Origin of the sequence: Amycolatopsis sp. YIM 10, assembly GCF_009429145.1 — a bacterium.
Lineage (GTDB): Bacteria > Actinomycetota > Actinomycetes > Mycobacteriales > Pseudonocardiaceae > Amycolatopsis.
In genome coordinates this window covers 2,253,090-2,278,043 of sequence record NZ_CP045480.1, presented here as the reverse complement: position 1 = coordinate 2,278,043, position 24,954 = coordinate 2,253,090, and the positions used below count along the sequence as shown (strand labels likewise).

Below are 24,954 nucleotides of genomic sequence, written 5' to 3'. Positions count from 1 at the left end.
CTGCGCAGAAGCCTGCCGGTCCCGCGCGGGTCGTGGCAGGGGGAAGACCCCCATATCGGGCGCGTAGTTCTACTCAGCAGCCAGACTGGCGCGAAGCGCTCCAGTTGAGGGTGGTGGTGGGCGACGGGCGGGCGTCAATCGATGGGCTCGGTCTTCCGCTGGGCGGCTCGTTTCGCCGCCTCGGCCGCCTCGGCCGCTTTCTCCGCGGCGCCGCGGGCCCGGTCGACCGCGCTGCCGCCCTCGTGGATCTCGGCACCGGACTGCAGTGCCGCCAGCAACGCGGTGACCCCGGCGTTCTGCACGGCCGCCGCCGGGCGCGCCAGCTCGCCGCCCTCGACCTTCGCGGTGATCAGCTCGTTCAGCGCGGACTGGTAGTGGTCGACGTAGTTCTCCGGTTCGAAGTCGCCGGCCAGCCGGTCGATCAGGCGGGCCGCCAGCCGGACCTCGCCCACGTGCACGTCCACGTCCTCGTGCTGGAACGGGAAGTCGGGCGCGCGGACCTCGTCCGGCCAGAGCATGGTCTCCAGCAGCAGGAGCTGGTCGCGCACGCGGATCACCGCCAGCGTCTCGCGCTGGCGCAGCGCCACCTTGACCACCATCACCCGGCCCGCCTGCTGCATCGCCTCGCTGAGCAGCACATACGCCTTGGTACCGGCGACCTCCGGCTCCAGGTAGTAGGTCCGGGCGAAGTAGACCGGGTCGACCTGCTCCATCGGCACGAAGGACAGCACGTCGATGGAGTGCGCGGTGGCCAGCGGCAGCGAGGCGAGGTCCTCGTCGGTGAGCACCACCACGTCACCGCCCGGCAGCGGGAAGCCCTTGCCGATCTCGCCCGGCGGGACCTCGGTGCCGTCGGCCTCGCAGTAGCGCCGGTGCTGGATGCGGCCGCCGTCGGCCAGGTGGACCTGGGTCAGGCCGGAGGCGCGATCGGTGGTCGCGCTGTACGCCTTCACCGGAATGGCGTACGCGCCGAATCCGATCGTGCCTTTCCAGACAGCGCGCATGTGTTCGAGCGTAATCCGGCGAAAGCGACCCTCACCAGCTACAAACGGGTGTCCTCGTCGGCTGTTTGCAGCAGTGCGCCGAGCACCGGCTCACTCTCCGCGATGGCGTCGGCGGAGTACCCGGCCGCGCTGGCGGCGGCTTCGAGCACCTCGGTCAGCGCGCCGTCGACCTGGCTGCCGCGGACCACCCCGGCCAGCCTGGCCAGCGCGAGCGAGAGCTGGCGCTGCCCGGCGGCGAGGTGTTCGAGCACGTCGGCCAGCTCACCGGCGGTGCCGACCTCGGCCGATCCGGCCAGTTCGGCGGCGCAGGCCTCCAGGTGCGCGGCCACGATCGAGCCGGGAAGAACCGGTTCGCCCACCATGCCACCCGCCTTCTCGCGTTCCGCCAGGCCACACCGACGGCGACATCCTGCCACCGTCACCCCGCGCGATTCACGCGACACCCCGAACGGGCAGGTCAGCTCGCCGCGGCGAGCACCGCCTGCTCGATCCGGTCGCGCCACTCGCGGTCGAGCCTGCCGTGCCGCGGCGCGATGGCGAACGAGTCGACCACCGCCGCGCCGAGCGTGGCGACCTTGGCCCAGCGCACCTCGGCCTCGCACCGCCGCAGCGCGCCGGCGACGTGGTAGAGCAGGCCGATCCGGTCGGTGGCGCGCAGTTCGAGCACCACCGTGGTGGACCCGCTGGTCTCGTCGTCGAACCAGAGCACCTTGGGGCCGCTGGACTCCACCGGCGCCCTCGCGTAGTCCCGTTCCTTGGCGGCGAGCTTCTGCGTCAACGGCAACGCCCCGCCCAGCGCCCTGGCGAACTGCTCGCGCAGCAGCGTGACGTCGGGCAGCGAGCCGAACTTGGGTGAGGCGGTGAACACGCCGACGCGCCCGCCGTTGTGCCCGTGCAGCATCGCCGTGTGCACCTCCAGCGAGTGCAGTGCGAGCACGCCCGCGGCCGGGGCGAGCAGCTCCGACTGGGTGGGCGCGGCGAGCACCACGGTGGCCACCTTGCCCTCCGACGAGATGTGCACCTGCGGCTGACCGGTGACCGTCGCGGTCTCCACCAGTTCGCGCTGCTCGGCGTCCAGTGGCTCGGGTGAGCCGAGCACCTTGCCCTGCAGCGCTTCCCGGCAGCGACCGGCGAGCTGGGCGATCAGCGCCGCCTTCCACTCCGACCACACGCCGGGACCGGTGGCCAGCGAATCGGCCTTCGCCAGCGCCTGCAGCAGGTCCACCAGCAGCGGGTCGTGCTCGAGGGTCTTCACCACCCGCTGCACGGTGGCCGGCTCGCTGATGTCGCGGCGGGTGGCGGTGTCCGGCAGCAGCAGGTGGTGGCGCACCATCGCCGAGACCACCCTGGTGTCCACTTCGGACAGTCCGATCCTGGTGGCCACCTGCGCGGCGATCTTGGCGCCCAGCTCGGAGTGGTCCGCCGCGCGCCCCTTGCCGATGTCGTGCAGCAACGCGCCCAGCAGGAGCAGATCGGGCCGGGACACCGTGGTGGTCAGCTTCGAGGCCTCGATGCAGGCCTGCACCAGGTGCCGGTCGACGGTCCACGAGTGCACGGGTTCGCGTGGCGGCAGATCCCGCACCGCGCCCCATTCCGGGAACAACCGCGCCCACAACCCCGTGCGGTCCAGTGCTTCGACCGCGTCCAGCAGGCCTTCGCCCGCCCCGAGCAGTTCGGTGAGCGCGTCGCGGGCACCGGCCGGCCACGGGGCCCGTAGTTCAGGTGCGGAGTCGGCGAGCGTGCGCAAGGTGCCCTGCGCGATCGGCTGACCGGTGCGCGCGGACGCCGCCGCCACGCGCAGCAGCAAGGCCGGGTCCCGCGCCGGAACCGCGTCCCTGGCAAGGGAAACCTCGTTGCCGTGCAACACCACGCCGTCGTCCAGCGGGGTCCGCGACGGCCGTCTGCCGAACCGCGTGCGCGGGGTGACCTCGACCGCGCGCAACACCGTGTCCACCGCGTAGCTGACCGTTCGCCCGGCGCCGGAAAGCTTGCGCGCCAAGGTGAACCGGTCACCGAAGCCGAGTTCGACGGCGACCGCCTCCGCGTCCGGCGGGCTCAGCACGTCCCGGTCGCGGCGGAGTTCGCGCCGCAGCTCGGTGCGGACGTCCAGCAGGAGTTCCTTGGCCGCGACCAGTTCCTCACCGGGACGGTCGGCCAGCTGCGCGGCGGCGAAGGCGTCGAGCAGGCCGAGATCCCGCAGCCCACCGCGACCGTGCTTGAGATCGGGTGCGGCCGACTGGGCGATCTCGCCACTGCGCTTCCACCGCTGCCGCGCCGAGGAAGCCAGCTCCGCCAAGCGTTTGCGCGCGGTCCGCCGCCAGTTCTCCCTGGCCGCCTCGGCCAGCCGGCGTGCCAGTTCCTGATCACCGGCGAGGTACCGCGCGTCCAGCAGGCCGACCGCGGTGCGGAGATCCTCCGCGGCCACCTTCAGCGCTTCGCCAGGGGTGCGCACGGAATGGTCGAGACCGACCCGCGCGTCCCACAACGGGTACCAGAGCGCGTCGGCGATCTCGCCGACACCGGCGTTGCCGTTGTGCACCAGCACCAGGTCCAGATCCGAGAACGGCACCAGTTCCCGGCGGCCGAGCCCGCCGACGGCGACCAGCGCGACACCCGGAACCGCGGTGTCCACGCCGGCCGCCGCGGCGGCCTTGCTCAGCCAGAACTCGTAAAGATCCACCAATGCCGCTCGGAGGGCCGCCGCGCCCAACCGCCCGTGGCGGCCCTCCAGCAGCTTCTTCGCTGCGTCAACCAGCTCCCCGGCTTCCACGGTCTATAGCGCGTCCGTCCCGCGTTCCCCGGTCCGCACCCGGATCACCGTGTCGACCGCGGTCACCCAGACCTTGCCGTCACCGATCTTGCCGGTGTGCGCGGCGCTGACGATCGCCTCGATCACCTTCTCCACGTTGGCGTCGTCGGTGACCACCTCGACCCGGATCTTCGCCACGAAGTCGACCGCGTACTCGGCACCGCGGTAGACCTCGGTGTGGCCCTTCTGCCTGCCGTAGCCCTGCACCTCGCTCACCGTCATGCCGAGCACGCCGAGCTGTTCCAGTGCCGAGCGGATGTCGTCGAGCGTGAACGGCTTGACGATCGCGGTGATGAGCTTCATGACTTGCTCCCCTCGAGCTTCTTGGCCGTGCCGGCCACCCCGGAACTGTTGGTCGCGGCACGCCCGCCCCGGCCACCGCCGAACTCGTACGCCGTCTCCGCGTGCTCCGCCTCGTCGATGCCGACGACCTCCTCGTCCTTCGGGAGCCGGAAGCCGAGCGTCACCTTGATCAGCAGCGCGATGATCGCGGTGACCACGAACGAGTAGCCGAGCACGGAGAACGCGCCGATCGCCTGCGTGCCGAGCAGTTCGAGGCCGCCGCCGTAGAACAGGCCGTCCTTGCTGCCCTCGTTCACCCCGACCGTGCCGAAGAAGCCGATCAGCAGGGTGCCGACCAGGCCGCCGACCAGGTGCACGCCGACCACGTCGAGCGAGTCGTCGTAGCCGAAGCGGTACTTGAGGCTGACCGCCAGCGCGCAGAGGATGCCGGCGATGGCGCCGATGGCGAGCGCGCCCCAGGTGTCGACGAAGGCACACGCCGGGGTGATCGCGACCAGTCCGGCCACCACACCGGAGGCGGCGCCGAGGCTGGTGGCGTGCCCGTCGCGGATGCGCTCGATGAGCAGCCAGCCGAGCAGCGCGGCCGAGGTGGCGGTGAGCGTGTTGATGAACGCGACACCGGCGATGTTGTTCGCGGCCAGCGCGGAACCGGCGTTGAAGCCGAACCAGCCGAACCACAGCAGGCCGGCGCCGAGCATGACGAACGGCAGGTTGTGCGGCTTCATCGGCTCCTTGGGCCAGCCGACCCGCTTGCCGATCACCAGCACCAGCGCGAGCGCCGCGGCACCGGCGTTGATGTGCACCGCGGTGCCACCGGCGAAGTCGAGCGCGCCGAGGTCGTTGGCGATCCAGCCGCCGGACTTGGTGACCTCGCCGGTCACGTCGTCCTTCGCGTCGAACGCGAACACCCAGTGCGCCACCGGGAAGTAGACGATGGTGGCCCACAGGCCGGCGAAAAGCAGCCAGGTGCCGAAGCGCACCCGGTCGGCCACCGCACCGGAGATCAGCGCCACGGTGAGAATGGCGAACATCGCCTGGAACGCCGCGAAACCGGTGTTGGACAAGGTTTCCGCGCCCATCAGGCCGCTGAGGCCGAGCGCCTCGAACGGGTCACCGAGCAGACCGGCACCCACGTCGTTCCCGAAGGTGGTCGAATAACCGAAGATCACCCACAGCACACCGACGATGCCCAGTGAGCCGAAGCTCATCATGAGCATGTTCAGCACGCTCTTGGAACGGACCATCCCCCCGTAGAAGAACGCCAGCCCTGGGACCATGAACAGCACCAGGGCGGCGCTGGTGAGCAGCCAGGCCGTATTCCCTTCCACGCTTCCTCCTCGAGAAGATTGCCGATTCGCAATTGCGGCAAATCATGGGAAAGCCGTGTTGCACGGGATGACCAGGGACGTTTCAGGTCTGTGAACCCGGGTGCGCCCTTTGTTACGGGTAGGTTTCCCGATACCCACCCGATGGTGTCCGTTTCCGAAACGGAACCGTTATGACCCGAGGTCAGCGCGGCCGGAGACGCGGTACTCCGAAGGAGGTAACGCCGTTCCACCGCGTTCGACGATCGAATCGAGGATTTCGGCCGCGTGGGTCCACAGGATCGACCCGCGTCCGGGAACACCTGCCGGACGGCGCCCGGGATGCGGCGGGCCAGGGACTCCCCGAGGTCGGGTGAGTGCACCGGGCTCGTGTCGTGTGCACCGTAGAAGAGGGTGACCGGGACGCGGATGTCCTCCACCGCGAACGGCCACGGGCTCAGCGCCAGCACCAGGTCCCGCGCGTAACCGGCGGCGCCCTGGCGGAAGCCTTCGGCCAGTGCCGAGCGGTAGGCACGCGCGAAGGCGGGTTCGGTGTACACCGCCAGATCCACCGGCGAACTCATGCCCGCGATCAGGTCCCACATCGTCGCGGCGTCGGCGGTGGCGGCGAACTCGGCTTCGAAGGAGGCGGGATCTTCGTCCACGGACCGGATCAAGCGGGCGACGTCCGGGTCGAGGGCATCCCCGAACGAACGCAACTCGTCCTGACCCGACACGATCACCAGCTGCGAGCACAGTCCCGCCGCCGCGCACGCCAGCCCGAACGGGGCGCCCTGCGAGAACGCCACGATCGAGAACGACGGCAGGCCCAGCGCGCGCACGTCGTCGACCCACGAATCCAGCGTCCGACCCGGATCGGGATCCGAGTCCCCCAGCCCAGGCCGCTCGACCGAGATCAGCCGGATCCCCCGTGACCGGACCAGGTCCGTGCCGAAAGCGAGGTCGCGGCCCATCGCGGCGCCCGAGAAGAACAGCACCGGGTGACCGTCCGACGGCCCCCACTCCGCCCAGCTGAGCCGTCGTCCGCCACCGACCGTCGTGCTACGCATGGGGTGATCGTCGGGCCGGGGGTGGCGCGGGGCAACCGGATTTCGCCCGTGGTCGAATGGGGCCATGCAACTGCCCGAGCCGGTCGTCCGCGCCCTGCGGTGCTCGGTGTGCGGCGAACCGCTCACCGGTCACGAGCGCGCGCTGCGCTGCGTGCGCGGGCATTCCTTCGACCTGGCCAAGCAGGGTTACGTCAATCTCCTGCACGCCAAGATCCCGGCGGGCACCGCGGACACCGCCGAGATGGTGGCCGCCCGCGTCGAGTTCCTGGCTGCCGGGCACTACCAGCCGCTCGCGGACGCGGTGGCCGCGCAAGCCGCCCGCTTCGAACCCGAGTTGATCATCGACGCCGGCGCGGGGACGGGTTACTACCTGGCCGAAGCACTCACCGGGAAGTCGCACGGCCTCGCGCTCGACGTCTCCGCGGTCGCCCTGCGCCGCGCCGCCAAGGCGCATCCGGCGATCGGCGCCGCGGTGTGGAACCTGTGGGAGCCGTGGCCGGTCGCCGACCAGGCCGCCGACGTGGTGCTCAACGTCTTCGCCCCGCGCAACCCCGCGGAGTTCCGCCGCGTGCTCCGGCCGGGCGGGGCGCTGGTGGTGGTGTCACCCAATCCGGGACACCTCGGCGAACTGGGGTCGGCGGTGCTGGGCATCGGGGAGGACAAGGAGCAGCGGCTGGACAGCTCGCTCACGCGGTTCGCGCTCGACCACCGCGAGGAGATCGGTTACCGGCTGCGCCTCACCCCGGACGAGGTGCGGCACGTGGTCGGCATGGGACCGGCGGCGCACCACCTGCACCGCGACGGCCGCGCCGAGCGGCTGGCCGAGATCACCGAACCGGTCGACGTCACCGCCTCGTTCACCCTGTCGGTGTTCCGATGACGGCGGTGAAGGCGAGCGTGCTCGCCGATCCCGACTGGTTGCACGAGGACCTGAAGACCGCCGAGCGGATGTACGGCCGCACGGCCGGGCCGCGCGTGCTCGGCACGGTCCGCTGGTACTCGGCGTCCTCGGTGATCGTGGCGCCGTCGACTGAGTCGCTGTTCACCGGCAAGATCGCCGACCCCTCACTCGACGCCGTCACACTGAACATGCAGCCAGACGGCCGGTACATCGACGCGCGCTCGGACCGCGTGCTCGACGGCGGCATCCTCGAACTGGGCCAGGCGATGCACACCATGCTGGCCACCGTCATCCCGCCGATGAGCGAGGCGTGCGGCGCCGCCGAGAACGCGCTGTGGGCAATCGCCACCGACTCGATCGCGAACCGGCTGCTCTGGTCGGGTGCCGCGGAGCGGGCGGTGGAGCTGGCCGGGCAGCTCGCCGAGGCGATCGGGCCGCACCTGCCGCGGCCGAGGTTCACCCAGGTCGGCCGGAACACCATCGTGAAGCGGGCGTCCTGCTGCCTGATCTACGAGATCCCGCGGGCGGACAAGTGCGCGAGCTGCCCGCGCCAGACCCCGGAGGAACGCGCCGCGCGCCTCCGGGGCTTCGGCTGAACCTACGAAGTCAACGCGGACAGCGCGTCGAACTCGGCGTCGGTCAGTTCGATGTCCGCCGCCGCCACGTTCTCCTCCAGGTGCGCCACCGACCGCGTGCCGGGAATCGGCAGCACGACCGGCGACCGGCGCAGCAGCCAGGCCAGCGCCAGCTGGGCCGGGGTCGAGCCGTGGTCCTTCGCGGCCTGCTCCAGCACGCTGCCCGGCTTGGCCAGCTCACCGGTGGCGATCGGGAACCACGGGATGAAGGCGATGCCGTGGTCGGTGGCGTAGTCGAGCACGTCCTCGTGGTGCCGGGCGGCCAGGTTGTACAGGTTCTGCACGCTGGCGATCTCGGCGATCTGCGCGGCCTCGGCCAGCTGCGCCACCCCCACCTCGGACAGCCCGATGTGCCGGATCTTGCCCTCTTCCTGGAGCAGCTTCAGCTCCCCGACCTGATCGGCCAGCGGCACCTCGGGATCGACGCGGTGCAGCTGGAACAGGTCGACCCGCTCCACGCCCAGCTTGCGCAGGCTGAGTTCGAGCTGCTGGCGCAGGTAGGCGGGCCGCCCGACCGGGATCCACTGACCCGGCCCGGTGCGGGTGAGCCCGGCCTTGGTCGCGATGACCAGGTTCTCCGGGTACGGGTGCAGCGCCTCGCGGATCAGCTTCTCGCTGACATCGGGCCCGTACGAGTCGGCGGTGTCGATGAAGTTCACGCCCAGCTCGACGGCACGCCGCAGCACTGTCAGCGCACCGTCACGATCGGCGGGCTCGCCCCAGACGCCCGGACCGGTGATCTGCATCGCTCCATAGCCGAGCCGGTGCACCGGCAGGTCGCCTCCGAGCCGGAAAGTACCCCCTGGCGTCGCTTTGACCTGGGTGTTCGTCACGTGTATCGCTCCCTGATTCGGCAGGTGGGACACCTGGGGCAACCACTGGCCGTCCGCCGATGTTCCCGGGTAGCGTCGCCCGGGATGAACGAGCGCACCTGGGGCTTCCGCACCCGCGCCCTGCACGCCGGCGGCACGCCCGATCGCACCACCGGTGCCCGCGCGGTGCCGATCTACCAGACCACCAGCTTCGTCTTCGAAGACGCGGCGGACGCGGCTTCGCTGTTCGCGCTGCAGAAGTACGGCAACATCTACAGCCGGATCGGCAATCCGACGGTGGCCGCCTTCGAGGAACGGCTGGCCAGCCTGGAGGGCGCGATCGGCGGGGTGGCCACCGGCAGCGGGCAGGCCGCCGAGTTCCTCACCTTCGCCGCGCTGGCCGAAGCCGGCGACCACATCGTCGCGGCGAGCGATCTCTACGGCGGCACGGTCACCCAGCTCGACGGCACGCTGCGGCGGTTCGGTGTGGAGACCAGCTTCATCAGCGGAACCGCGCTGGACGACTACGCCGCGGCGATCACCGACCGGACCCGCCTGCTCTACGCCGAGGTGATCGGCAATCCGAGCGGCGCGATCGCCGATCTCGACGGGCTCGCCGAGCTGGCCCACGCGCACGACATCCCCCTGGTGGTGGACGCCACCCTGGCCACGCCGTACCTCTGCCGCCCGATCGAGCACGGCGCCGACATCGTGCTGCACTCGGCGACGAAGTTCCTCGGCGGCCACGGCACCACGCTCGGCGGGGTGGTGGTCGAGTCGGGCAAGTTCGACTGGGGCAACGGCAAGTTCCCCCGGATGACCGAGGCGGTGGAAAGCTACGGCGGCCTGAAGTACTGGGAGAACTTCGGCGAGTACGCCTTCTGCACCCGGCTGCGCGTCGAGCAGTTGCGCGACATCGGTGCCGTGCTCTCCCCGCATTCGGCGTTCCTCCTGCTCCAGGGCGTCGAGACGCTGCCGCAGCGGATGGCGGAGCACGTGGCGAACGCGCGCGAGGTGGCCGAGTACCTGGAAGCCGACGACAGGGTCGCGTGGGTGAGTTACGCGGGCCTGCCCTCGCACCCGCACCACGAGCGCGCGCGGAAGTACCTGCCGGAGGGTCCGGGTGCGGTGTTCTCGTTCGGCGTGCGTGGTGGCCGCGCCGCCGGGGAAAAGTTCGTCGAGTCGGTGGAGCTGCTGTCGCACCTGGCGAACGTCGGCGACGCGCGGACGCTGGTGATCCATCCCGCGTCGACCACGCACCAGCAGCTCTCGGACGACCAGCTGCGCGCGGGCGGCGTCGGCCCGGACCTGATCCGGCTGTCGATCGGCCTGGAGGACACCGCCGACATCCTGTGGGACATCGACCGTGCCCTGGACCAGGCGGTGCGCGCATGAGCTGGACCGAACCGACCGCACGCGACCGCCGTCGCCTGCTGACCCGCACCGAGTCGGTGACGATCATCGGCGCCTCGGCGAACCCGTCGCGGCCGAGCTTCTTCGTGGCTTCGTACCTGCTCTCGTCGAGCCGGTACCGCGTGCACTTCGTGAACCCGCGGCTCGATTCGCTGCTCGGGCGGCCGGTGTACCCGTCGCTGGCCGAGGTGCCCGACGTCGACCTGGTCAGCGTGTTCCGGAAGCACGATGACCTCCCCGGCGTGGCCGAGGAGGTCATCGAGGCGGGTGCTCGCACGCTGTGGCTGCAACTCGGGCTGTGGCACGAGCCGGTCGCCGACCGGGCCACCGAAGCGGGCCTGGACGTGGTGATGAACCGGTGCGTGAAGATCGAGCACGCCCGCTTCGCCGGTGGCCTGCACCTCGCCGGTTTCGACACCGGAGTGATCAGCTCGAAGCGCGCGGACTTCGCTTAGGAAGGCCGGGTGAGCAGCGCGCCGAACGGCTCCTCCCCGGTGATCTCCCGGCCACGCAGCCAGGTGCCGCGCACCACCCCGGCCAGCGGCCGGCCGTGGTAGGCGCTCACCGGATTGCGGTGCCGCAGCTTCGCCACGTCGACCACAAAAGCGTCGTCCGGGGCGAACACGCAGAAGTCGGCGTCCGCGCCGACCTCGATCCGGCCCTTGTGGCGCAGCCCGGTCAGCTCGGCGGGCCGCAGCGCCATCCAGCGGACCACGTCGGCCAGCGAATGGCCGCGTGCCCGCGCCTGGGTCCACACCGCGGGCAGGCCGATCTGCAGGCTGGAGATCCCGCCCCACGCCTCGCCGAAGTCACCGCTGTCGAACCGTTTCAGCTCCGGGGTGCACGGCGAGTGGTCGCTGACCACGCAGTCGATCACACCATCGGCCAGTCCCTGCCAGAGCAGTTCGCGGTTGGCCGCTTCGCGGATCGGCGGGCAGCACTTGAACTGCGTCGCCCCGTCCACGATCTCCTCGGCGATGAAGCTCAGGTAGTGCGGGCAGGTCTCCACGGTGACCCGCACCCCGTCGCGGCGCGCCTCGGCGAGCATCGGCAGTGCGTCCGAAGAGGACAGATGCAGGATGTGCACCCGCGCCCCGGTCCGGCGTGCTTCGTCGAGCACGTGCGCGATGGCCAGGTTCTCCGCGCCTCGCGGGCGGGACCGCAGGAAGTCCGCGTAGTGCCCGCCGGTGACCTCCGGCGCCCGTTCGATCTCGTCGGAGTCCTCGGCGTGCACGATCATCATCGCGTCGATGTCGTGGACCGTGCGCAGGCCCTCGGCCAGTCCGGCCGGATCCAGCGGCGGGAACTCGTCCACTCCCGAATGCAGCAGGAAGCACTTGAAGCCGAACACCCCGGCATCGTGCAACGCGGGCAGCTGGTCCAGTTTGCCGGGAATCGCACCGCCCCAGAACCCGACGTCCACGTGCACCCGGCCCTCGGCCGACTTCCGCTTGACCGCCAGCGCGGCCGGGTCGACCGTCGGCGGCAGGCTGTTCAGCGGCATGTCCACGATCGTGGTGACCCCGCCGGCCGCCGCGGCGGCGGTGGCCGTCTCGAAGCCCTCCCACTCGCTGCGGCCGGGATCGTTGACGTGCACGTGGCTGTCCACCAGTCCGGGCAGCAGCACCACGTCCTCACCCAGTTCGACCACCCGATCGGCGGACAGTTCCGCCGACAGCGGCTCGATCGCGGTGATGCGCCCGCCGGTCACGCCGACCGCCCGCGCGACCTCCCCGTCCGCCGTGATCACCCTCGGCGCTCGCAAGACCAGATCCACTGCTCGCCTCCCTTCCGCCCGGTACCTTCCGCACGAACCCCGCGGCCGGTCAAGGTAGGAACCTACAAAAATCCGAGCTTACGCACGCGCGCCGGAGGAGTTACCGTTCGCGACGTGGAACTGGAAGCCGAGTTCACCACGGAACCCTTTCTCGGCGAGGGTCCGGCACCGGAGCACGCCGAGCTGGCCCGGCAGGCGGCACTGGCCGCGGGCCTGGACACCGACTTCGGCCCGCTCGGCACCTCGGTCCGCGGGGACGCCGAAGCGGTGCTGGCCGCCCTGCCCAAGATCGCCCGCGCGGCGCTGACCGGCGGGGCCACCAAGCTGACCCTCCAGCTCAGGAACACCAGGGACGGCTAGTGGTCGCCACCGGAATTGCTTCGCGGCTGTCGGCGGACTCAGGTTTCCGCCGGGCGTGCCGCGGCCAGCGGGAAGCTGGGCCGTCGACAGCCCGAAAGAATTCCGGTGGTGACCACTAGTGGGCAAGCGTGCCGAGCACCCGCTGGTGACCGCGATCGCGCCGCTGCTGGACCGCATCGACGCCACCGTGGTGCCCCCGGCCGAGCAGCGACCGGAGGACGTGCCGTTGCGCTGGGAGGGTGAACTCGTCGGCGCGGTGCGACTGCCGGGTGCCGAGCTGACCGGCGCGCTGGAGCGGCTGGTGCACGAGGTGGAGACCGAACTCGGCGGCGAACTGCGCCTGCTGGACCGCGCCGGGAAGCAACGAGCCGTGCGACTGCTGGAAGAACGCGGTGCTTTCACCATGCGGAAGGCGGTGGCCACCATCGCCGAATCGCTCGGGGTCACCCGGTTCACCGTGTACAACTACCTGAACCGCGAGCAATCCGAGAGCGGGAATTCAACAAGTTGTTGACGGCCGCGCGACGCTCGACGTACCGTCTCCCAACCACATCGCCCCGACCCGGGAGCCGCCCGTGACTGTCGATCTGGCCGGGTTCAACGAAGCCACCACCGCCGAAGCACGCGCCGTGCTGCTGGCCTGCCTCGCGGTACCGCGCTGGGCCGACGCCGTGCTCGCCGCGCGACCGTTCGCCGATCGCGAGTCCCTGCTGGACACCGCGGCCGAGGCGGCCGACCCGCTCACCACCGAGGAGATCCACCTCGCCATCGCGGACCATCCGCGGATCGGCGAAAAGCCCGCCGGACAAGGGAATTCGGCGGACTGGTCGCGGTCCGAGCAGTCCGGAGTGGACGATCAGGCGGCAGCCGAGTTCCGGGCCGCGAACGCCGCGTACGAGGACCGCTTCGGCTGGGTGTACCTGGTCTGCGCGAGCGGGCGGAGCGGTGCCGAGCTGCTCGCCGACCTGAAGTCCAGAATGGACAACGACCCGGCCGACGAGATCGCGGTGGCCGGGCGCGAACTGAGCAAGATCGCCGTACTGCGCTTGGGAAAGGCCGTCGCATGAGCCTGGTGACCACCCACGTACTCGACACCGCCACCGGCCGCCCGGCGCCCGGTATCGACGTGGTGCTGGAGAGCGACGGCAAGATCGTCGCGAAAGGACGGACCGACGACGACGGCCGGATCCGCGACCTCGGCCCGGAAACCCTGCCCGCCGGGGTGTACCGGCTCACCTTCGACACCGGCGCCTACCTCGGGCCGGACGCGTTCTTTCCCGAGGTGTCACTGACCTTCCGGATCACCGATCCCGGCGCGCACCACCACGTGCCGCTGCTGCTCAGCCCGTTCGCCTATTCCACTTATCGCGGGAGCTGACCGTGGGAATCACGCTGGGACCCAACCAGTACGGGAAAGCCGAAGTCCGGATGGTCACCGTGCGGCGCTCGGGCCCGGTGCACGATCTCCGCGACCTCACCGTGTCCACCGCGCTCCGGGGACACCTCGAACGCACCCATCTCACCGGCGACAACGCCGACGTGGTCGCCACGGACACGCAGAAGAACACGGTTTACGCCTTCGCCAAGCAGGAACCGGTCGGTGAGATCGAGGACTTCGCCCTGCGCCTCGGACGGCACTTCACCGGCGAATTCAGCCACATCACCGGCGCGCGCATCCGGATCGAGGAACACGGCTGGCAGCGCATCACCGTCAATGGTGAAGGCCACGACCACTCCTTCCACCGCTCCGGGGACGAGCGCCGGACCACCGAGGTCACCTTCAAGGACGACGAGCCGGTCGTGATCTCCGGGCTGACCGGGCTGACGGTGCTCAAATCCACCGGCTCGGAGTTCCACGGCTTCCCCCGCGACCAGTACACAACACTGGCCGAAACCGACGACCGCATCCTGGCCACCGCGGTCACCGCCCGCTGGCGCCACCGCTCGGCTTCCGGTGACTGGGCCACTTCCTTCGGCGAGATCCGCCGCATCCTGCTCGAAACCTTCGCCACCAAGCACAGCCTCTCCCTGCAGCAGACGCTCTACGCGATGGGTGAGGCGGTCCTGCTGGCCCGCGACGAGATCGCCGAGATCCGGCTCTCGCTGCCGAACAAGCACCACTTCCCGGTCGACCTGAGCCCGTTCGGGCTGACCAACGAGAACGAAGTCTTCTTCGCCGCGGACCGCCCGTACGGGCTGATCGAGGGCACAGTGCTGCGGGACGGAGAGACTGCCGAGGTGGACATCCCGTGACCCATCCCGTTGACGCCATTCCGTCCAAAGGCCAACTGATCGCGGGCGGCATCCAGCACGTCGCCGCGATGTACGCCGGGGTCGTGGCACCCCCGCTGATCATCGGTGCCGCCGTCGGGCTGAGCCCCGGTGAGCTGAGCCTGCTGATCAGCGCCAGCCTGTTCACCGCCGGGCTGGCGACCCTGTTGCAGACACTGGGTTTCTGGCGGTTCGGCGCCCGGCTGCCGCTGGTGAACGGCGTGACCTTCGCGACCGTCGCGCCGGTGCTGGCGATCGTGAAGCAGCACGGCGGTGAGAACGCGCTCGGCGTGGTCTACGGCGCCACGCTCATCGGCGGGGTGCTGATGGTGCTCGCGGCACCGTTCTTCTCGCGGCTGACCCGGTTCTTCCCGCCGCTGGTCACCGGCACGGTGATCACCCTGATCGGGGTCTCGCTGCTGCCGGTGGCGGTGCGCTGGATCGCGAACCAGCAGGACTCGGCGTCCCCGTCGGGGTTGCTGCTGGCCGGGGTCACGCTGATCGCGGTGCTGGCGTTCACCCGGTTCCTCCCGGGTTTCTTCAGCCGGATCGCGCTGCTGCTCGGCCTGGTCGCCGGCACGCTGCTGGCCTGGCCGCTCGGCGAGGTGGACACCGCGACGCTGACGGAGGCGCCGGCGTTCGGCATCGCCAGCCCGTTCCACTTCGGCACGCCCGCCTTCGACATCGCCGCGGTGGTGTCGATGGCCATCGTGATGATCGTGATCATGGTGGAGAGCACCGCGGACATGCTGGCGCTCGGCGAGATCGTGGACCGGCCGTCCACCTCGCGCACCATCGCCGACGGCCTGCGCGCGGACGGCATCGCCACCGCGGCGAGCACCGTCTTCGGCGGGTTCGCCGCCACGGCGTTCGCGCAGAACGTCGGGCTGGTGGCGCTGACGCGGATGGTCAGCCGGTACGTGGTCGCGGCCGGTGGCGTGGTGCTGGTGCTGCTCGGGGTGTTCCCGGTCGCGGGCGGCATCGTGGCGCTGGTGCCGCAGCCGGTGCTCGGCGGGGCCGGGCTGGTGCTGTTCGGCAGCGTCGCGGTCAGCGGCATCCGGACGCTGGCGAAGGCGTCGTTCGAGCGGCCGGTGAACATCGCGGTGGTGGCCGCGGCGCTGGGCATCGGGCTGATCCCGATCGCCGCGCCCGGCTTCTACGAGCACTTCCCCTCGGCGGTGCGGACCGTGCTGGACTCGGGCATCAGCGCCGGGTGCGTGGCGGCGGTGCTGCTGAACCTGGTGTTCGGCGACCGCGCGCGGAAGCCCGCTCTGGATAGATCGCTCTAGCGGTATCCTGGCCGGGTGGGCAACACCAAGGAACGGATCATGACCGCCGGCGCCGAGCTGTTCCGCCGCAACGGCTACACCGGCACCGGGCTGAAGCAGATCGTGGCCGAGGCGAACGCGCCGTTCGGCTCGCTCTACCACTTCTTCCCCGGTGGCAAGGAACAGCTCGGCGAGGAGGTCATCCGCACCTCGGGCATGGCCTACATCGCGCTGCTCGACGAGCTGATCGCGCCGGCGCCCGACCTGGTCACCGGCCTGGAGACGTTCTTCACCGCGGCCGCCGAGATGCTGGTGGAGACCGGGTACGCGGACGCCTGCCCGATCGCCACCGTGGCGCTGGAGGTGGCCAGCACGAACGAGCAGCTGCGGATCGCCACCTCCGACGTGTTCACCGCCTGGATCGAAGCGGGCACACGCGGCATCGCCGCCTTCGGCCTGTCCGAAGCGGACGCGCGCAAACTCACCTTCGCCGTGATCAACGCACTGGAAGGCGCGTTCGTGCTGTGCCGCGCCATGCGTGACACCGAGCCGATGGAGGCCGCTTCCGCGTCCTGCGTCGCCTACGCGAAGACCCTCATGCCCGCCTAGGCCGACTTTCCGCGCCATGAAAGCAGGATGAAAGTCCTGCCCACATTCTTTGAACGCGGTTTCGAACCCGTTCCATTCAACCGGAATGATAATTCATGGTTAACGAAAGGGAAACAGCGATGTCGTTCGCCCGAAGATTTCTCGCGGTATCGACAGCGATCAGCGCTGTTGTTCTCGGCCTCGGCCTGGCCACCGCCGGTCCCGCCGCGGCCGCGACCGGCACCTGGAATGCCTACGGAAACAAGAATCCGATCACTTCCAGCTCCAGCTCCTGGACGTGCGGTACCACGGTGACCGTCTCGGTCTCGGTGCTCGCGCAGACCTGCATGGTGAAGTCGCCGAGCGGGGACTCCATGCAGGGGGCGGTGATCGTGCGCAACAACCGGTCCAGCATCTACCAGGCGAACGCGTCAGTGTCCCTGTTCCGGCCGACCGGCCACCAGGTGATGGACGACTGGGATTGCCCGAAGACCGGGATCGGCGCGAATTCGTGGTCGGTGTGCTTCGGAAAGACCATCACCTACCCCGGCTCGACCCGCGCCGAGGGGTCCGTGAACTACCGGGAGATCCCGGGTTCGCCGATGGCCTGACCGCCCGGCACCGGTGTCCCGGCCCGTGGGGCTGGGACACCGGTTCTCTACCGCTCCACGGTCAGGTGCTCCGGGCGCACCGGGACCCGTTCCAATGCCAGGCCGGTAGCCGCGCGAATCGCCGCGACGATGGCGGGCGTGGACGAGATGGTCGGCGGCTCCCCCACTCCGCGCAGGCCGTACGGCGCGTGCGGATCGGCGCGTTCCAGCACGTCGATCGACATCGGCGGCATGTCCAGCACGGTCGGGATCAGGTAGTCGGTGAACGACGGGTTCCGGATCTTGCCGCCCTCGGTCTGGATCTCCTCCATCACCGCGAGCCCGAGCCCTTGCGCCGAACCGCCCTGGATCTGGCCCAGCACGGCCTGCGGGTTCAGCGCCCGCCCGACGTCCTGCGCGCAGTCCAGCGCCACCACCTTCACCAGTCCCAGCTCGGTGTCCACGTCCACCACCGCCCGGTGCGCGGCGAACCCGTACTGCACGTGCGCGGTGCCGGCCCCGGTCTCCGGGTCGAGCGCGGTGGTCGGCCGGTGCCGCCATTCGACGGTCTCCTCGATCACCGTGTCCCCGAGCGCCTGCGCGAGGCTGACGTCGGCCACCAGCGGAGTCGCCACGCGCTCGTGCAGTGACGCCCGCACCGCCAGGCAGGCCGCGCGCACCGCGCCACCGGTCACGTAGGTCTGCCGCGACGCCGAGGTCGACCCGGCGTTGCCGATCGTGGTGTCCATCGGCAGCACGGTCACCCTGTCCACGCCCAGCTCGGTGCGCACGATCTGCTGCAACACGGTGACCAGGCCCTGCCCCACCTCGCAGGCCGCGGTCTGCACGGTCGCCGACGGCTCACCGCCGACCACTTCCAGCCGCACCCGCGCGGTCGAGTAGTCGTCGAAGCCCTCGGAGAAGCAGATGTTCTTGATGCCGACGCCGTACCCGATGCCACGCACCACGCCTTCGCCGTGCGTCGTGTTGGACACGCCGCCCGGCATCCGCCGCAGGTCGAAGGTGGTCTCCGGTGGCAGCGGCATCTCCCGCACGCGTTCGAGCAGTTCCGCCACCGGGGCTGCCGAGTCGACCACCTGCCCGGTCGGCATGACCGAGCCCTCGCTCATCGCGTTGCGCACGCGCACCTCGACCGGGTCCAGCCCGCACGCCTCGGCCAGTTTGTCCATTTGGGACTCGTAGGCGAACCCGGCCTGTACCGCGCCGAACCCGCGCATGGCCCCGCACGGCGGGTTGTTCGTGTAGGCGCCCCAGCAGTCGACGGTCACGTTGGGCACGTCGTACGGCCCGACACCGAGCGTGGCCGCGTTCGCCACCACCGCACCGGTCGAGGACGCGTACGCCCCACCGTCGAGGTACAGCTTCGCCCGGACGTAGACCAGCTTCCCGTCCGCGTCGGCACCGTGCTCGTAGTACATCCGCGCGGGATGGCGGTGCACGTGGCCGTAGAAGGATTCCTCGCGGTTGTAAACCATCTTCACCGGCTTGCCGGTGTGCAGCGCGAGCAGGCAGGCGTGCACCTGGATCGACAGGTCCTCACGACCGCCGAACGCCCCGCCGACACCACCGAGGGTCAGCCGCACCTTCTCCGGCGGCAGCCCGAGCGCCGCGACGATCTGCTGCTGATCCACGTGCAGCCATTGCGTGGCCACAAAAAGGTCGATGCCACCATCCTCGGCCGGCACCGCGAGCCCGCTCTCCGGCCCGAGAAAGGCCTGGTCCTGCATGCCGACCTCGTAGGTCCCGCTGACCACCACGGCGGCGTCGGCCGACTGGTCGCCGCGGCGGATCGGCACGTGGCGCACCACGTTCCCGCCGGGATGCAGCCGCGGGCCCGCGCCATCGACCGCGGTTTCCGCGTCGGTGACCGGGTCCAGCACCTCGTAGTCGATCCTGATCCGGTCCATCGCGCGGCGGGCCGTCTCGGGGTGGTCCGCCGCCACCACGGCGACCGGTTCCCCTTGGTAGCGCACCACATCCACGGCGAGCACCGGCTGGTCGGCGTGCTCCAGGCCATAGGCGTTGCTGCCCGGCACGTCTTCGTGCGTGAGCACCGCGTACACCCCGGGCACGGCCAGCGCCTCACCGATCTCGATGCCGCGGATGCGCGCGTACGAGTGTGGGCTGCGCAGGGTGGCGCCCCACAGCATGTCCTCGTGCCACAGGTCCGAGGAATAGGCGAACTCCCCGCGCACCTTGACCGTGCCGTCCGGGCGCTGCGCGTTGCTGCCGATGCCGCCCTCGGTGGTGGGAACGGCTTCCGTGGACGTGCTCATCTCGCCTCCCGCAGCCGCGCGCTCGCCTTGCGCAGGTCACCGGCGATCACCGCGGCGTCGGCGGTTTCCAGCGCCCCGCCGGAAACCACGGTCTTCCCGCCGACGAGCACCCGGTACGGCGTCGGCGTGGTGCCCAGCACCAGCGACGCGACCGGGTCGGTGATCCCGGCGTAGTCCAGCCCGCCGAGGTCCCAGATGACCAGGTCGGCGAGCTTGCCCGGCTCGATGGAGCCGATTTCCGACTCCCGCCCGAGGCAGCGCGCGCCACCCATCGTGCCCAGCCACAGCGCCTCGCGCACGGTCAGCGCCTTCGGCCCGCCGCGCTGGCGCGCCTGCAACAGCGCCGCGTGCAGCTCGATGCCGAGCCCACCGTCCTCATTGGACGCCGCGCCGTCCACGCCGAGTCCGACCGGTGCGCCCGCGTCGAGCAGGTCCCGCACCGGCGCGATCCCGGTGCCGAGGCGGCCGTTGGAGGTCGGGCAGTGCGCCGAGCCGGTCCGCGTTTTGCCCATCCGCGCGATGGCTTCCGGCGCCAGGTGCACGGTGTGCGCGAGCCAGACGTCGTCACCGAGCCAGCCCATGTCGTCCGCGTATTCGGCCGGGGTGCAGCCCTCTTCGGCCAGGCACTGCTCTTCCTCGTCGAGCGTTTCGGCGAGGTGGGTGTGCAGCCGGACGCCCTTGCGGCGCGCCAGTTCGGCGGCCCCGGTCATCAGCGCGCGGCTGACCGTGAACGGCGAGCACGGCCCGGCCGCGATCCGGACGTGCGCGTTCTTCGAGGTGTCGTGGTACCGGTCGATCGCCTGCTCGGTGCCGGTCAGCGCGGCGTCGGTGTCCTCGACCAGGTTGTCCGGAGGAAGGCCGCCGTCGGACTCGCCGCGGTCCATCGAGCCGCGCACGATGTGGCTGCGGACCCCGATCCGGCCGGTGGCCGCGACCAGCGCTTCGACCTGGTCACCGGCATCGGACGGGAAGACGTAGTGGTGGTCGGCGACGGTGGTGCAGCCGGACAGCGCGAGCTTGGCCAGCCCGGCGGTCGCGGCCGCGTGCGTGATGTCGGCGTCGAGCCTGCCCCAGATCGGGTACAGCTCCACCAGCCACTCGAACAGCGTCGAATCGGCGGCGAGCCCGCGCGTGGCCCACTGGTAGAGGTGGTGGTGGGTGTTCACCAAGCCCGGCGTGACCAGGCCGAGGCCACCTAGGTCGAGGCGCTCGTCGTAGTCGCCGGGCGGCGCCGAACCCGGCCCCACCGCGGTGATCAGCTCGTTCTCCACGACCACGTGACCGTCGAGGTGCTCGGTGCCGTCGGCATCCACAGTGGACACCGCGACACCCTGGATCGCGATCCGGCTCATGCGCTCGCCCCTCGCTTCGCGGCCAGCTTCACCGCGTCGAGGATCTTCTCGTACCCGGTGCAGCGGCAGAGGTTTCCGGCCAGTGCCTCACGGATCTCCTCGTCGGCGGGCTGAGGCACCCTGGCCAGCAGGTCGTGCGCGGCCACCACCAGCCCCGGGGTGCAGAACCCGCACTGCACCGCACCCGCGTCCACAAAGGACTGCTGGACCGGATCGAGGTGGTCGCCGTCGGCCAGGCCCTCCACCGTGCGCACCTCGCGGCCATCGGCCTGCCCGGCCGCGACCAGGCAGGCACACACCGGCACCGCGTCCAGGTACACCGTGCACGAACCGCATTCGCCCTGCTCACAAGCGTTCTTGGAGCCGGGGAGGCCCAGCCGCTCGCGCAGCACGTACAGCAGGCTCTCGCCCTCCCAGACGTCGTCGGCCTGGCGCTGCTCGCCGTTGACGGTCATGTTCACGCGCATGAACGCTCCCCTGTCCGGTATTCCTGCCACGCCCAGGTCAGCGTGCGCCGCGCGAGCACGGACAACGCGTGCCTGCGGTACGCCGCGCTGCCGCGGACGTCGTCGATCGGTTCGGTGCCCTCGGCCACCAGCTCGCCGAACCGGCGGCACACCGAATCCCGCAGCGGTCCCGGCGATTCCCACAACCCGGCGTCGGTCAGCTCGCCGGAGAGGAAGTCCTCGGCGGCCCGGCTGCGGCGCGGGGTCGGCGCCGCCGACCCGATCGCCGCGCCGACGCGCCCCTGCTCCGGGTGCAGCGCGAGACCGAACGAGCACACCGCGATCACCATCGCGTTGCGCGTGCCGATCTTCGAGAACTGCTGCGGGGCCTTGGCGTCGGGCAGGTTCACCGCAGTGATCAGCTCGTCGGCGTCCAGCGCGTTGCGCTTCACCCCGAGATAGAAGTCCTCGGCGGCGATCAGCCGGGTCCCGCGCACGGAAGCCACCTCGATGGTGGCGCCGGTGGCCAGCAGCACCGGGTGGGTGTCCCCCGCGGGGGAGGCCGCACCGAGATTGCCGCCGACCGTGCCGCGGTTGCGGATCTGCGGGGAGCCGACCGTGCGGGCGGCCATCGCCAGTCCCGGCAACCGCTTGCCCAGCTGCTCGATCAGCCGCGTGTACGGCACGCCGGCGCCGAGCCGGACGGTCCCGTCGGCGACGCTCCACTCACCCAGCTCGGTGATCCCGGTCAGATCCAGCAGCGCCTCGGGCCTGCGGTGGTCGAAGTTCAGCTCGACCATCACGTCGGTGCCCCCGGCGATCGGCACCGCGGCGGGCCGCTCGGCCTTCACCGCGAGCGCCTCCGCCAGCGTGGCCGGACGCAGGAATTCCACTAGTATCGTCCCCTTCTTGGTGGATACACCAGTAGACAGCGGGCGAAACGGCTCGGCAACGGTGGCCTGCCACGAATCTCCGTGAGCGAAACACCGGCATGTTGTGGTTTTCTACGAAGCCTATGACCGTGGTGAAAACTCTGCTGGAGCTGCCGGAGCTGCGCCTGCGCCTGCGCGGCGGCGCCGACCTGCTCGACCGGCGGGTCACCCGGGTCTACGGCACCGAGCTGCCGGACCCCAGCCGCTACCTCTCGGCGGGCGAACTGGTGCTCACCGGCCTGCTGTGGTGGCGCGCGCCCGGTGACGCCGAACCGTTCGTGGCGGCGCTGGCGCGTGCGGGCACGGCGGCGCTGGCCGCCTCGGGCGCGGACTCCGGCGGCATTCCCGACGACCTGGTCCAGGCCTGCGAACGCCACCGCATCCCGCTGCTCGAAGTGCCGCCCGACCTGTCCTTCGCGGTGATCGTCGAGCGGGTGGTGCTGGCACTGGCCGCCGACCGCGACGCCCCGCCCGGCAGACTGCCCGCGCACGCGGCCGAGCTGCCGTTGCCGGAGCTGCTGCGGCTGGGATCGGCCGAACTCGGCGTGCCGTGCTGGGTGCTGGCGGGCACCGGCCGGGTGGTCGCCGGCACCGGCCTGCTGCTGCCCGAGGCCGAACCGCTGGCGGCCGCGTTCAGCATGGGCGCGGCGGTGGAGAGCAGGCACACCGTGCTGCCCGCCGGTGAAGGCTTCACCGTGCCGTGGGCGCTGGTGACCGGTGGCTCCGGGCACTGGACCACCGAGCAGCACGAGATCGCCGCCGAGGTGGCCGCGCTGGTCGGCCGGTTGCGCACCCCGGCCAGGCAGTCCGAGGTGGAAAGATCACTCTTTCGTGGGCTGAACAGCGGCGGTGATCTCGGGGAGGCCTTCGCCGCGGCGGGCTGGCCGCCGGACACCGGGGTCCGCGTGGTGCTCACCCGGACCGTGGGTGAGGCGGTCGCCGGTGACCTGCTCGACGAGCTGCTCGCCGGTTATCCGCTGCGCGTGCTGCGCGGGCGGTTCGGTGAGGACTCCTGCGCCCTAGTCGCCACCGACGGCTGGCCGGACGACTGGGCGTCGGCCGCCGCCCGCGCTCTGTCCACAGTGGAGCCCGCACTGGCGGCGGACCGGGTGCTGGTCAGCGTCGGCGGCCCGGCGGCGCTGACCGGGGTGCGTGGCGCACTGGAGGAAGCCGCACACGCGCTGGAGGTCGGCGCGAACCGCGAGGACCGCGTGGCAGTGGTGCCCGGCGAGGAGATCGGCGTGCACCGGCTGGTGCTGGCTGGCGTCTCGGACGAACTACGCACCGCCCTCCGGCGACGGGTGCTCGGCCCGCTGCTGGACTACGACGCCGCCCAGCACAGCGACCTCGTGCACACGGTGCGCGTTTTCCTGGAGTCGTCGGGCTCGCCGGCGGTGGCCGCGAAAGCACTGCACATCCACGTGAACACCCTGCGGTACCGGATCGGCCGGGCCGGCGAACTGCTGGGCCTCGACCTGACCGACTTCACCAACCAGGTCGACGTCTACCTGGCGTTGCGCATCAGCAGCTGACCCATCTTCTCCCGGTCCAACTGCCCTTCCGACTTCGCCACCACAAAGGTCGCGACGCAGTTGCCGAGCAGGTTCACGAAGACCCGCATCGAGTCCATCAGGCGGTCCGCGCCCAGCAGCAGGGCGACCCCGGCCACCGGGAACGCGCCGATGGCGGCGGCCGTGGCCGAGAGTGCCAGGAACGACGAGCCCGGCACGCCCGCCATGCCCTTCGAAGTCAGCATCAGGATGCCCACGGCCACCAGCTGCTGCCCGAGCGACATGTCGACATCGAACGCCTGCGCCAGGAACACCGTGCAGATCGACAGGTAGATCGTCGCCCCGTCCAGGTTGAACGAGTAACCCGTCGGCACCACCAATCCGGTCGCCGCCCGTGAGCAGCCCGCGTCGGTCAGCTTGGTCATGATGCGCGGCATCACCGCTTCCGTCGACGCGGTACCCAGCGCCAGCAGGAACTCCTCGCGGGCGTAACGCACGAACCGCCAGATCGGCACGCCCGCGTAGAACCGCGCGATCGCCGCGAGGATCAGCGCGAACAGCACCGCCGCCGCGTAACAGGCCAGGATCAGCTTCGCGTAGGTGCCGAGCGTGCCGATGCCGTACTGGCCGATGATGAAGGCCATCGCGCCGAACGCACCCAGCGGCGCGGCCCGCATCACCCAGCCCATCACCTTGAAGATGACCAGCTGCACCTGCTCGACGAACCCCAGCACCAGCGGCGCCTTCTCCCGCCCGAGCACGGCCAGCGCCAGCCCGAAGAACACGGCGAAGAACAGCACCTGCAGCAGGGTGTTCTCGGCGAACGCACCGACCACGCTCTCCGGAATGGTCTCCAGCAGGAACTCCGAAGTGGACGGCAGGTGCCCGCCCTGGGTCTTCGCGTCCAGCGCCGACGCGTCCAAAGTGGATGGATCGATGTGCAGTCCGCCACCCGGCTGCCCGAGATTGGCCACCAGCAGGCCGAACAGCAGCGCGAAGGTGGTGACGATCTCGAAGTACAGGATCGCCTTGAAGCCGAGCCGTCCCACCGCCTTGACGTCGCCGACCGCGGCGATGCCGGTGACCACCACGCAGAAGATCAGCGGCGCGATGATCATCTTGATCAGCCGGATGAAGCCGTCGCCGACCGGTTTCAGTTCCGCGCCGATGGACGGCCAGAAGTGCCCGAGCAGCACCCCGGCCACCACCGCCACGATGATCTGGAAGAACAGCGACGTGTACCAGCGCTTCTTCTTCGCCGCCGGTTCCACTTTCTCGACGTCGGTCATGAACGCAACCTAGGGTTCGGAG

General features: G+C 70.7%; 25 protein-coding genes and 1 pseudogene. 13 read left to right on the top strand and 13 right to left on the bottom strand.

All coding sequences use genetic code 11. The features are described 5' to 3' along the window. Positions 1-134: 134 nt before the first annotated feature. The 6 genes from YIM_RS11285 to YIM_RS11260 all read right to left on the bottom strand — a co-directional run bounded on the left by YIM_RS11285 (position 135) and on the right by YIM_RS11260 (position 6,490). On the bottom strand, positions 135-1,004 hold the full coding sequence (locus tag YIM_RS11285; RefSeq protein WP_153030309.1) for a Ku protein: 870 nt from the start codon (positions 1,002-1,004) through the stop codon (positions 135-137). Positions 1,005-1,042: 38 nt separating this feature from the next. Continuing rightward, on the bottom strand, positions 1,043-1,366 hold the full coding sequence (locus YIM_RS11280; RefSeq protein ID WP_153030308.1) for a hypothetical protein: 324 nt from the start codon (positions 1,364-1,366) through the stop codon (positions 1,043-1,045). Between the two features lie 95 nt (positions 1,367-1,461). After that, on the bottom strand, positions 1,462-3,774 hold the full coding sequence (locus YIM_RS11275) for a [protein-PII] uridylyltransferase (RefSeq protein ID WP_153030307.1): 2,313 nt from the start codon (positions 3,772-3,774) through the stop codon (positions 1,462-1,464). 3 nt (positions 3,775-3,777) lie between these two features. Beyond that, positions 3,778-4,116 carry a P-II family nitrogen regulator gene (locus tag YIM_RS11270; protein ID WP_153030306.1) on the bottom strand — a complete coding sequence of 113 codons (339 nt, stop codon included), beginning with the start codon at positions 4,114-4,116 and terminating at the stop codon, positions 3,778-3,780. After that, complete coding sequence (locus tag YIM_RS11265; protein ID WP_153030305.1) at positions 4,113-5,444, bottom strand: ammonium transporter; 1,332 nt, start codon at positions 5,442-5,444, stop codon at positions 4,113-4,115. The genes YIM_RS11270 and YIM_RS11265 overlap by 4 nt, the downstream gene beginning before the upstream one ends. Next, positions 5,336-6,490, bottom strand: a complete 1,155-nt coding sequence (locus YIM_RS11260) for an alpha/beta fold hydrolase (protein WP_228004670.1) — start codon at positions 6,488-6,490, stop codon at positions 5,336-5,338. The genes YIM_RS11265 and YIM_RS11260 overlap by 109 nt, the downstream gene beginning before the upstream one ends. Positions 6,491-6,554: 64 nt before the next feature. On the opposite strand from YIM_RS11260, the gene YIM_RS11255 reads away from it, so the two are divergent. Together YIM_RS11255 and YIM_RS11250 are read left to right on the top strand one after the other, a co-directional pair. Then, positions 6,555-7,370: a putative RNA methyltransferase gene (locus tag YIM_RS11255; RefSeq protein WP_153030304.1), complete on the top strand. Its 816-nt coding sequence runs from the start codon at positions 6,555-6,557 to the stop codon at positions 7,368-7,370. Beyond that, entirely contained in the window at positions 7,367-7,987 is a 621-nt protein-coding gene (locus tag YIM_RS11250) for a (2Fe-2S)-binding protein (RefSeq protein ID WP_153030303.1), read from the top strand. The genes YIM_RS11255 and YIM_RS11250 overlap by 4 nt, the downstream gene beginning before the upstream one ends. 2 nt (positions 7,988-7,989) lie before the next feature. Here the strand turns inward: YIM_RS11250 and YIM_RS11245 are convergent, their stop codons facing one another. After that, positions 7,990-8,859, bottom strand: a complete 870-nt coding sequence (locus YIM_RS11245; RefSeq protein WP_228004669.1) for an aldo/keto reductase — start codon at positions 8,857-8,859, stop codon at positions 7,990-7,992. Positions 8,860-8,943: 84 nt separating this feature from the next. Here YIM_RS11245 and YIM_RS11240 point away from each other — a divergent pair, with 84 nt between their 5' ends. Continuing rightward, complete coding sequence (locus tag YIM_RS11240; protein ID WP_153030302.1) at positions 8,944-10,233, top strand: O-acetylhomoserine aminocarboxypropyltransferase/cysteine synthase family protein; 1,290 nt, start codon at positions 8,944-8,946, stop codon at positions 10,231-10,233. Next, a complete protein-coding gene (locus tag YIM_RS11235; protein ID WP_153030301.1) occupies positions 10,230-10,706 on the top strand; it encodes a CoA-binding protein in 477 nt (158 codons plus the stop codon). The genes YIM_RS11240 and YIM_RS11235 overlap by 4 nt, the downstream gene beginning before the upstream one ends. Here YIM_RS11235 and allB read toward each other — a convergent pair. Continuing rightward, entirely contained in the window at positions 10,703-12,028 is a 1,326-nt protein-coding gene (gene allB, locus YIM_RS11230) for an allantoinase AllB (protein ID WP_153030300.1), read from the bottom strand. The two genes, YIM_RS11235 and allB, sit on opposite strands and share 4 nt — an antisense overlap. A gap of 114 nt (positions 12,029-12,142) precedes the next feature. Between allB and YIM_RS11225 the strand changes: the two are divergent. From YIM_RS11225 to YIM_RS11190, 8 genes and pseudogenes are all read left to right on the top strand, one after another. Continuing rightward, positions 12,143-12,392, top strand: a pseudogene (locus YIM_RS11225) (DNA-binding protein); the annotation flags it as partial. A gap of 114 nt (positions 12,393-12,506) precedes the next feature. Then, on the top strand, positions 12,507-12,902 hold the full coding sequence (locus tag YIM_RS11220; RefSeq protein WP_153030298.1) for a helix-turn-helix domain-containing protein: 396 nt from the start codon (positions 12,507-12,509) through the stop codon (positions 12,900-12,902). Between the two features lie 61 nt (positions 12,903-12,963). Beyond that, positions 12,964-13,455, top strand: a complete 492-nt coding sequence (uraD, locus tag YIM_RS11215) for a 2-oxo-4-hydroxy-4-carboxy-5-ureidoimidazoline decarboxylase (protein ID WP_153030297.1) — start codon at positions 12,964-12,966, stop codon at positions 13,453-13,455. Beyond that, positions 13,452-13,766 (top strand): hydroxyisourate hydrolase, encoded by a 315-nt coding sequence (gene uraH, locus YIM_RS11210; RefSeq protein ID WP_153030296.1) that lies wholly within the window; start codon positions 13,452-13,454, stop codon positions 13,764-13,766. The genes uraD and uraH overlap by 4 nt, the downstream gene beginning before the upstream one ends. A 2-nt stretch (positions 13,767-13,768) precedes the next feature. Beyond that, positions 13,769-14,641 (top strand): factor-independent urate hydroxylase, encoded by an 873-nt coding sequence (pucL, locus tag YIM_RS11205; protein WP_153030295.1) that lies wholly within the window; start codon positions 13,769-13,771, stop codon positions 14,639-14,641. Then, complete coding sequence (locus YIM_RS11200; protein ID WP_153030294.1) at positions 14,638-15,948, top strand: nucleobase:cation symporter-2 family protein; 1,311 nt, start codon at positions 14,638-14,640, stop codon at positions 15,946-15,948. The genes pucL and YIM_RS11200 overlap by 4 nt, the downstream gene beginning before the upstream one ends. Before the next feature lie 39 nt (positions 15,949-15,987). Next, positions 15,988-16,536, top strand: coding sequence for a TetR/AcrR family transcriptional regulator (locus YIM_RS11195; RefSeq protein WP_153036911.1), 549 nt, complete (start codon positions 15,988-15,990; stop codon positions 16,534-16,536). 119 nt (positions 16,537-16,655) lie between these two features. Further along, positions 16,656-17,126, top strand: coding sequence for a hypothetical protein (locus tag YIM_RS11190; protein WP_153030293.1), 471 nt, complete (start codon positions 16,656-16,658; stop codon positions 17,124-17,126). A gap of 47 nt (positions 17,127-17,173) precedes the next feature. On the opposite strand, the gene YIM_RS11185 is transcribed toward YIM_RS11190, so the two are convergent. From YIM_RS11185 to YIM_RS11170, 4 genes are read right to left on the bottom strand one after another with little or no spacing between them, the layout of a single operon-like run. Further along, the gene (locus YIM_RS11185; protein WP_153030292.1) at positions 17,174-19,402 is read right to left on the bottom strand and encodes a molybdopterin cofactor-binding domain-containing protein; all 2,229 of its coding nucleotides are present in this window, start codon (positions 19,400-19,402) and stop codon (positions 17,174-17,176) included. Then, positions 19,399-20,754 carry an 8-oxoguanine deaminase gene (locus tag YIM_RS11180; protein ID WP_153030291.1) on the bottom strand — a complete coding sequence of 452 codons (1,356 nt, stop codon included), beginning with the start codon at positions 20,752-20,754 and terminating at the stop codon, positions 19,399-19,401. The genes YIM_RS11185 and YIM_RS11180 overlap by 4 nt, the downstream gene beginning before the upstream one ends. Then, complete coding sequence (locus YIM_RS11175; protein WP_153030290.1) at positions 20,751-21,221, bottom strand: (2Fe-2S)-binding protein; 471 nt, start codon at positions 21,219-21,221, stop codon at positions 20,751-20,753. Before YIM_RS11175 ends, YIM_RS11180 begins: the two co-directional genes overlap by 4 nt. After that, positions 21,212-22,093 (bottom strand): xanthine dehydrogenase family protein subunit M, encoded by an 882-nt coding sequence (locus tag YIM_RS11170; RefSeq protein WP_153030289.1) that lies wholly within the window; start codon positions 22,091-22,093, stop codon positions 21,212-21,214. The genes YIM_RS11175 and YIM_RS11170 overlap by 10 nt, the downstream gene beginning before the upstream one ends. Positions 22,094-22,215: 122 nt before the next feature. On the opposite strand from YIM_RS11170, the gene YIM_RS11165 reads away from it, so the two are divergent. Then, the gene (locus tag YIM_RS11165) at positions 22,216-23,664 is read left to right on the top strand and encodes a PucR family transcriptional regulator ligand-binding domain-containing protein (RefSeq protein ID WP_153030288.1); all 1,449 of its coding nucleotides are present in this window, start codon (positions 22,216-22,218) and stop codon (positions 23,662-23,664) included. On the opposite strand, the gene dctA is transcribed toward YIM_RS11165, so the two are convergent. Then, the gene (dctA, locus tag YIM_RS11160) at positions 23,637-24,932 is read right to left on the bottom strand and encodes a C4-dicarboxylate transporter DctA (protein WP_153030287.1); all 1,296 of its coding nucleotides are present in this window, start codon (positions 24,930-24,932) and stop codon (positions 23,637-23,639) included. The genes YIM_RS11165 and dctA overlap by 28 nt on opposite strands. Positions 24,933-24,954 lie beyond the last annotated feature (22 nt).

Coding starts and splice junctions, on each gene's coding strand:
- YIM_RS11195 (WP_153036911.1), top strand. CDS start 15,988: ATGACCGCCGGCGCCGAGCTGTTCCGCCGCAACGGCTACACCGGCACC.
- YIM_RS11270 (WP_153030306.1), bottom strand. CDS start 4,116: ATGAAGCTCATCACCGCGATCGTCAAGCCGTTCACGCTCGACGACATC.
- YIM_RS11240 (WP_153030302.1), top strand. CDS start 8,944: ATGAACGAGCGCACCTGGGGCTTCCGCACCCGCGCCCTGCACGCCGGC.
- YIM_RS11190 (WP_153030293.1), top strand. CDS start 16,656: ATGTCGTTCGCCCGAAGATTTCTCGCGGTATCGACAGCGATCAGCGCT.
- YIM_RS11285 (WP_153030309.1), bottom strand. CDS start 1,004: ATGCGCGCTGTCTGGAAAGGCACGATCGGATTCGGCGCGTACGCCATT.
- uraH (WP_153030296.1), top strand. CDS start 13,452: ATGAGCCTGGTGACCACCCACGTACTCGACACCGCCACCGGCCGCCCG.
- YIM_RS11280 (WP_153030308.1), bottom strand. CDS start 1,366: ATGGTGGGCGAACCGGTTCTTCCCGGCTCGATCGTGGCCGCGCACCTG.
- YIM_RS11180 (WP_153030291.1), bottom strand. CDS start 20,754: ATGAGCCGGATCGCGATCCAGGGTGTCGCGGTGTCCACTGTGGATGCC.
- YIM_RS11185 (WP_153030292.1), bottom strand. CDS start 19,402: ATGAGCACGTCCACGGAAGCCGTTCCCACCACCGAGGGCGGCATCGGC.
- YIM_RS11255 (WP_153030304.1), top strand. CDS start 6,555: ATGCAACTGCCCGAGCCGGTCGTCCGCGCCCTGCGGTGCTCGGTGTGC.
- YIM_RS11175 (WP_153030290.1), bottom strand. CDS start 21,221: ATGCGCGTGAACATGACCGTCAACGGCGAGCAGCGCCAGGCCGACGAC.
- YIM_RS11235 (WP_153030301.1), top strand. CDS start 10,230: ATGAGCTGGACCGAACCGACCGCACGCGACCGCCGTCGCCTGCTGACC.
- YIM_RS11260 (WP_228004670.1), bottom strand. CDS start 6,490: ATGCGTAGCACGACGGTCGGTGGCGGACGACGGCTCAGCTGGGCGGAG.
- dctA (WP_153030287.1), bottom strand. CDS start 24,932: ATGACCGACGTCGAGAAAGTGGAACCGGCGGCGAAGAAGAAGCGCTGG.
- YIM_RS11250 (WP_153030303.1), top strand. CDS start 7,367: ATGACGGCGGTGAAGGCGAGCGTGCTCGCCGATCCCGACTGGTTGCAC.
- YIM_RS11165 (WP_153030288.1), top strand. CDS start 22,216: ATGACCGTGGTGAAAACTCTGCTGGAGCTGCCGGAGCTGCGCCTGCGC.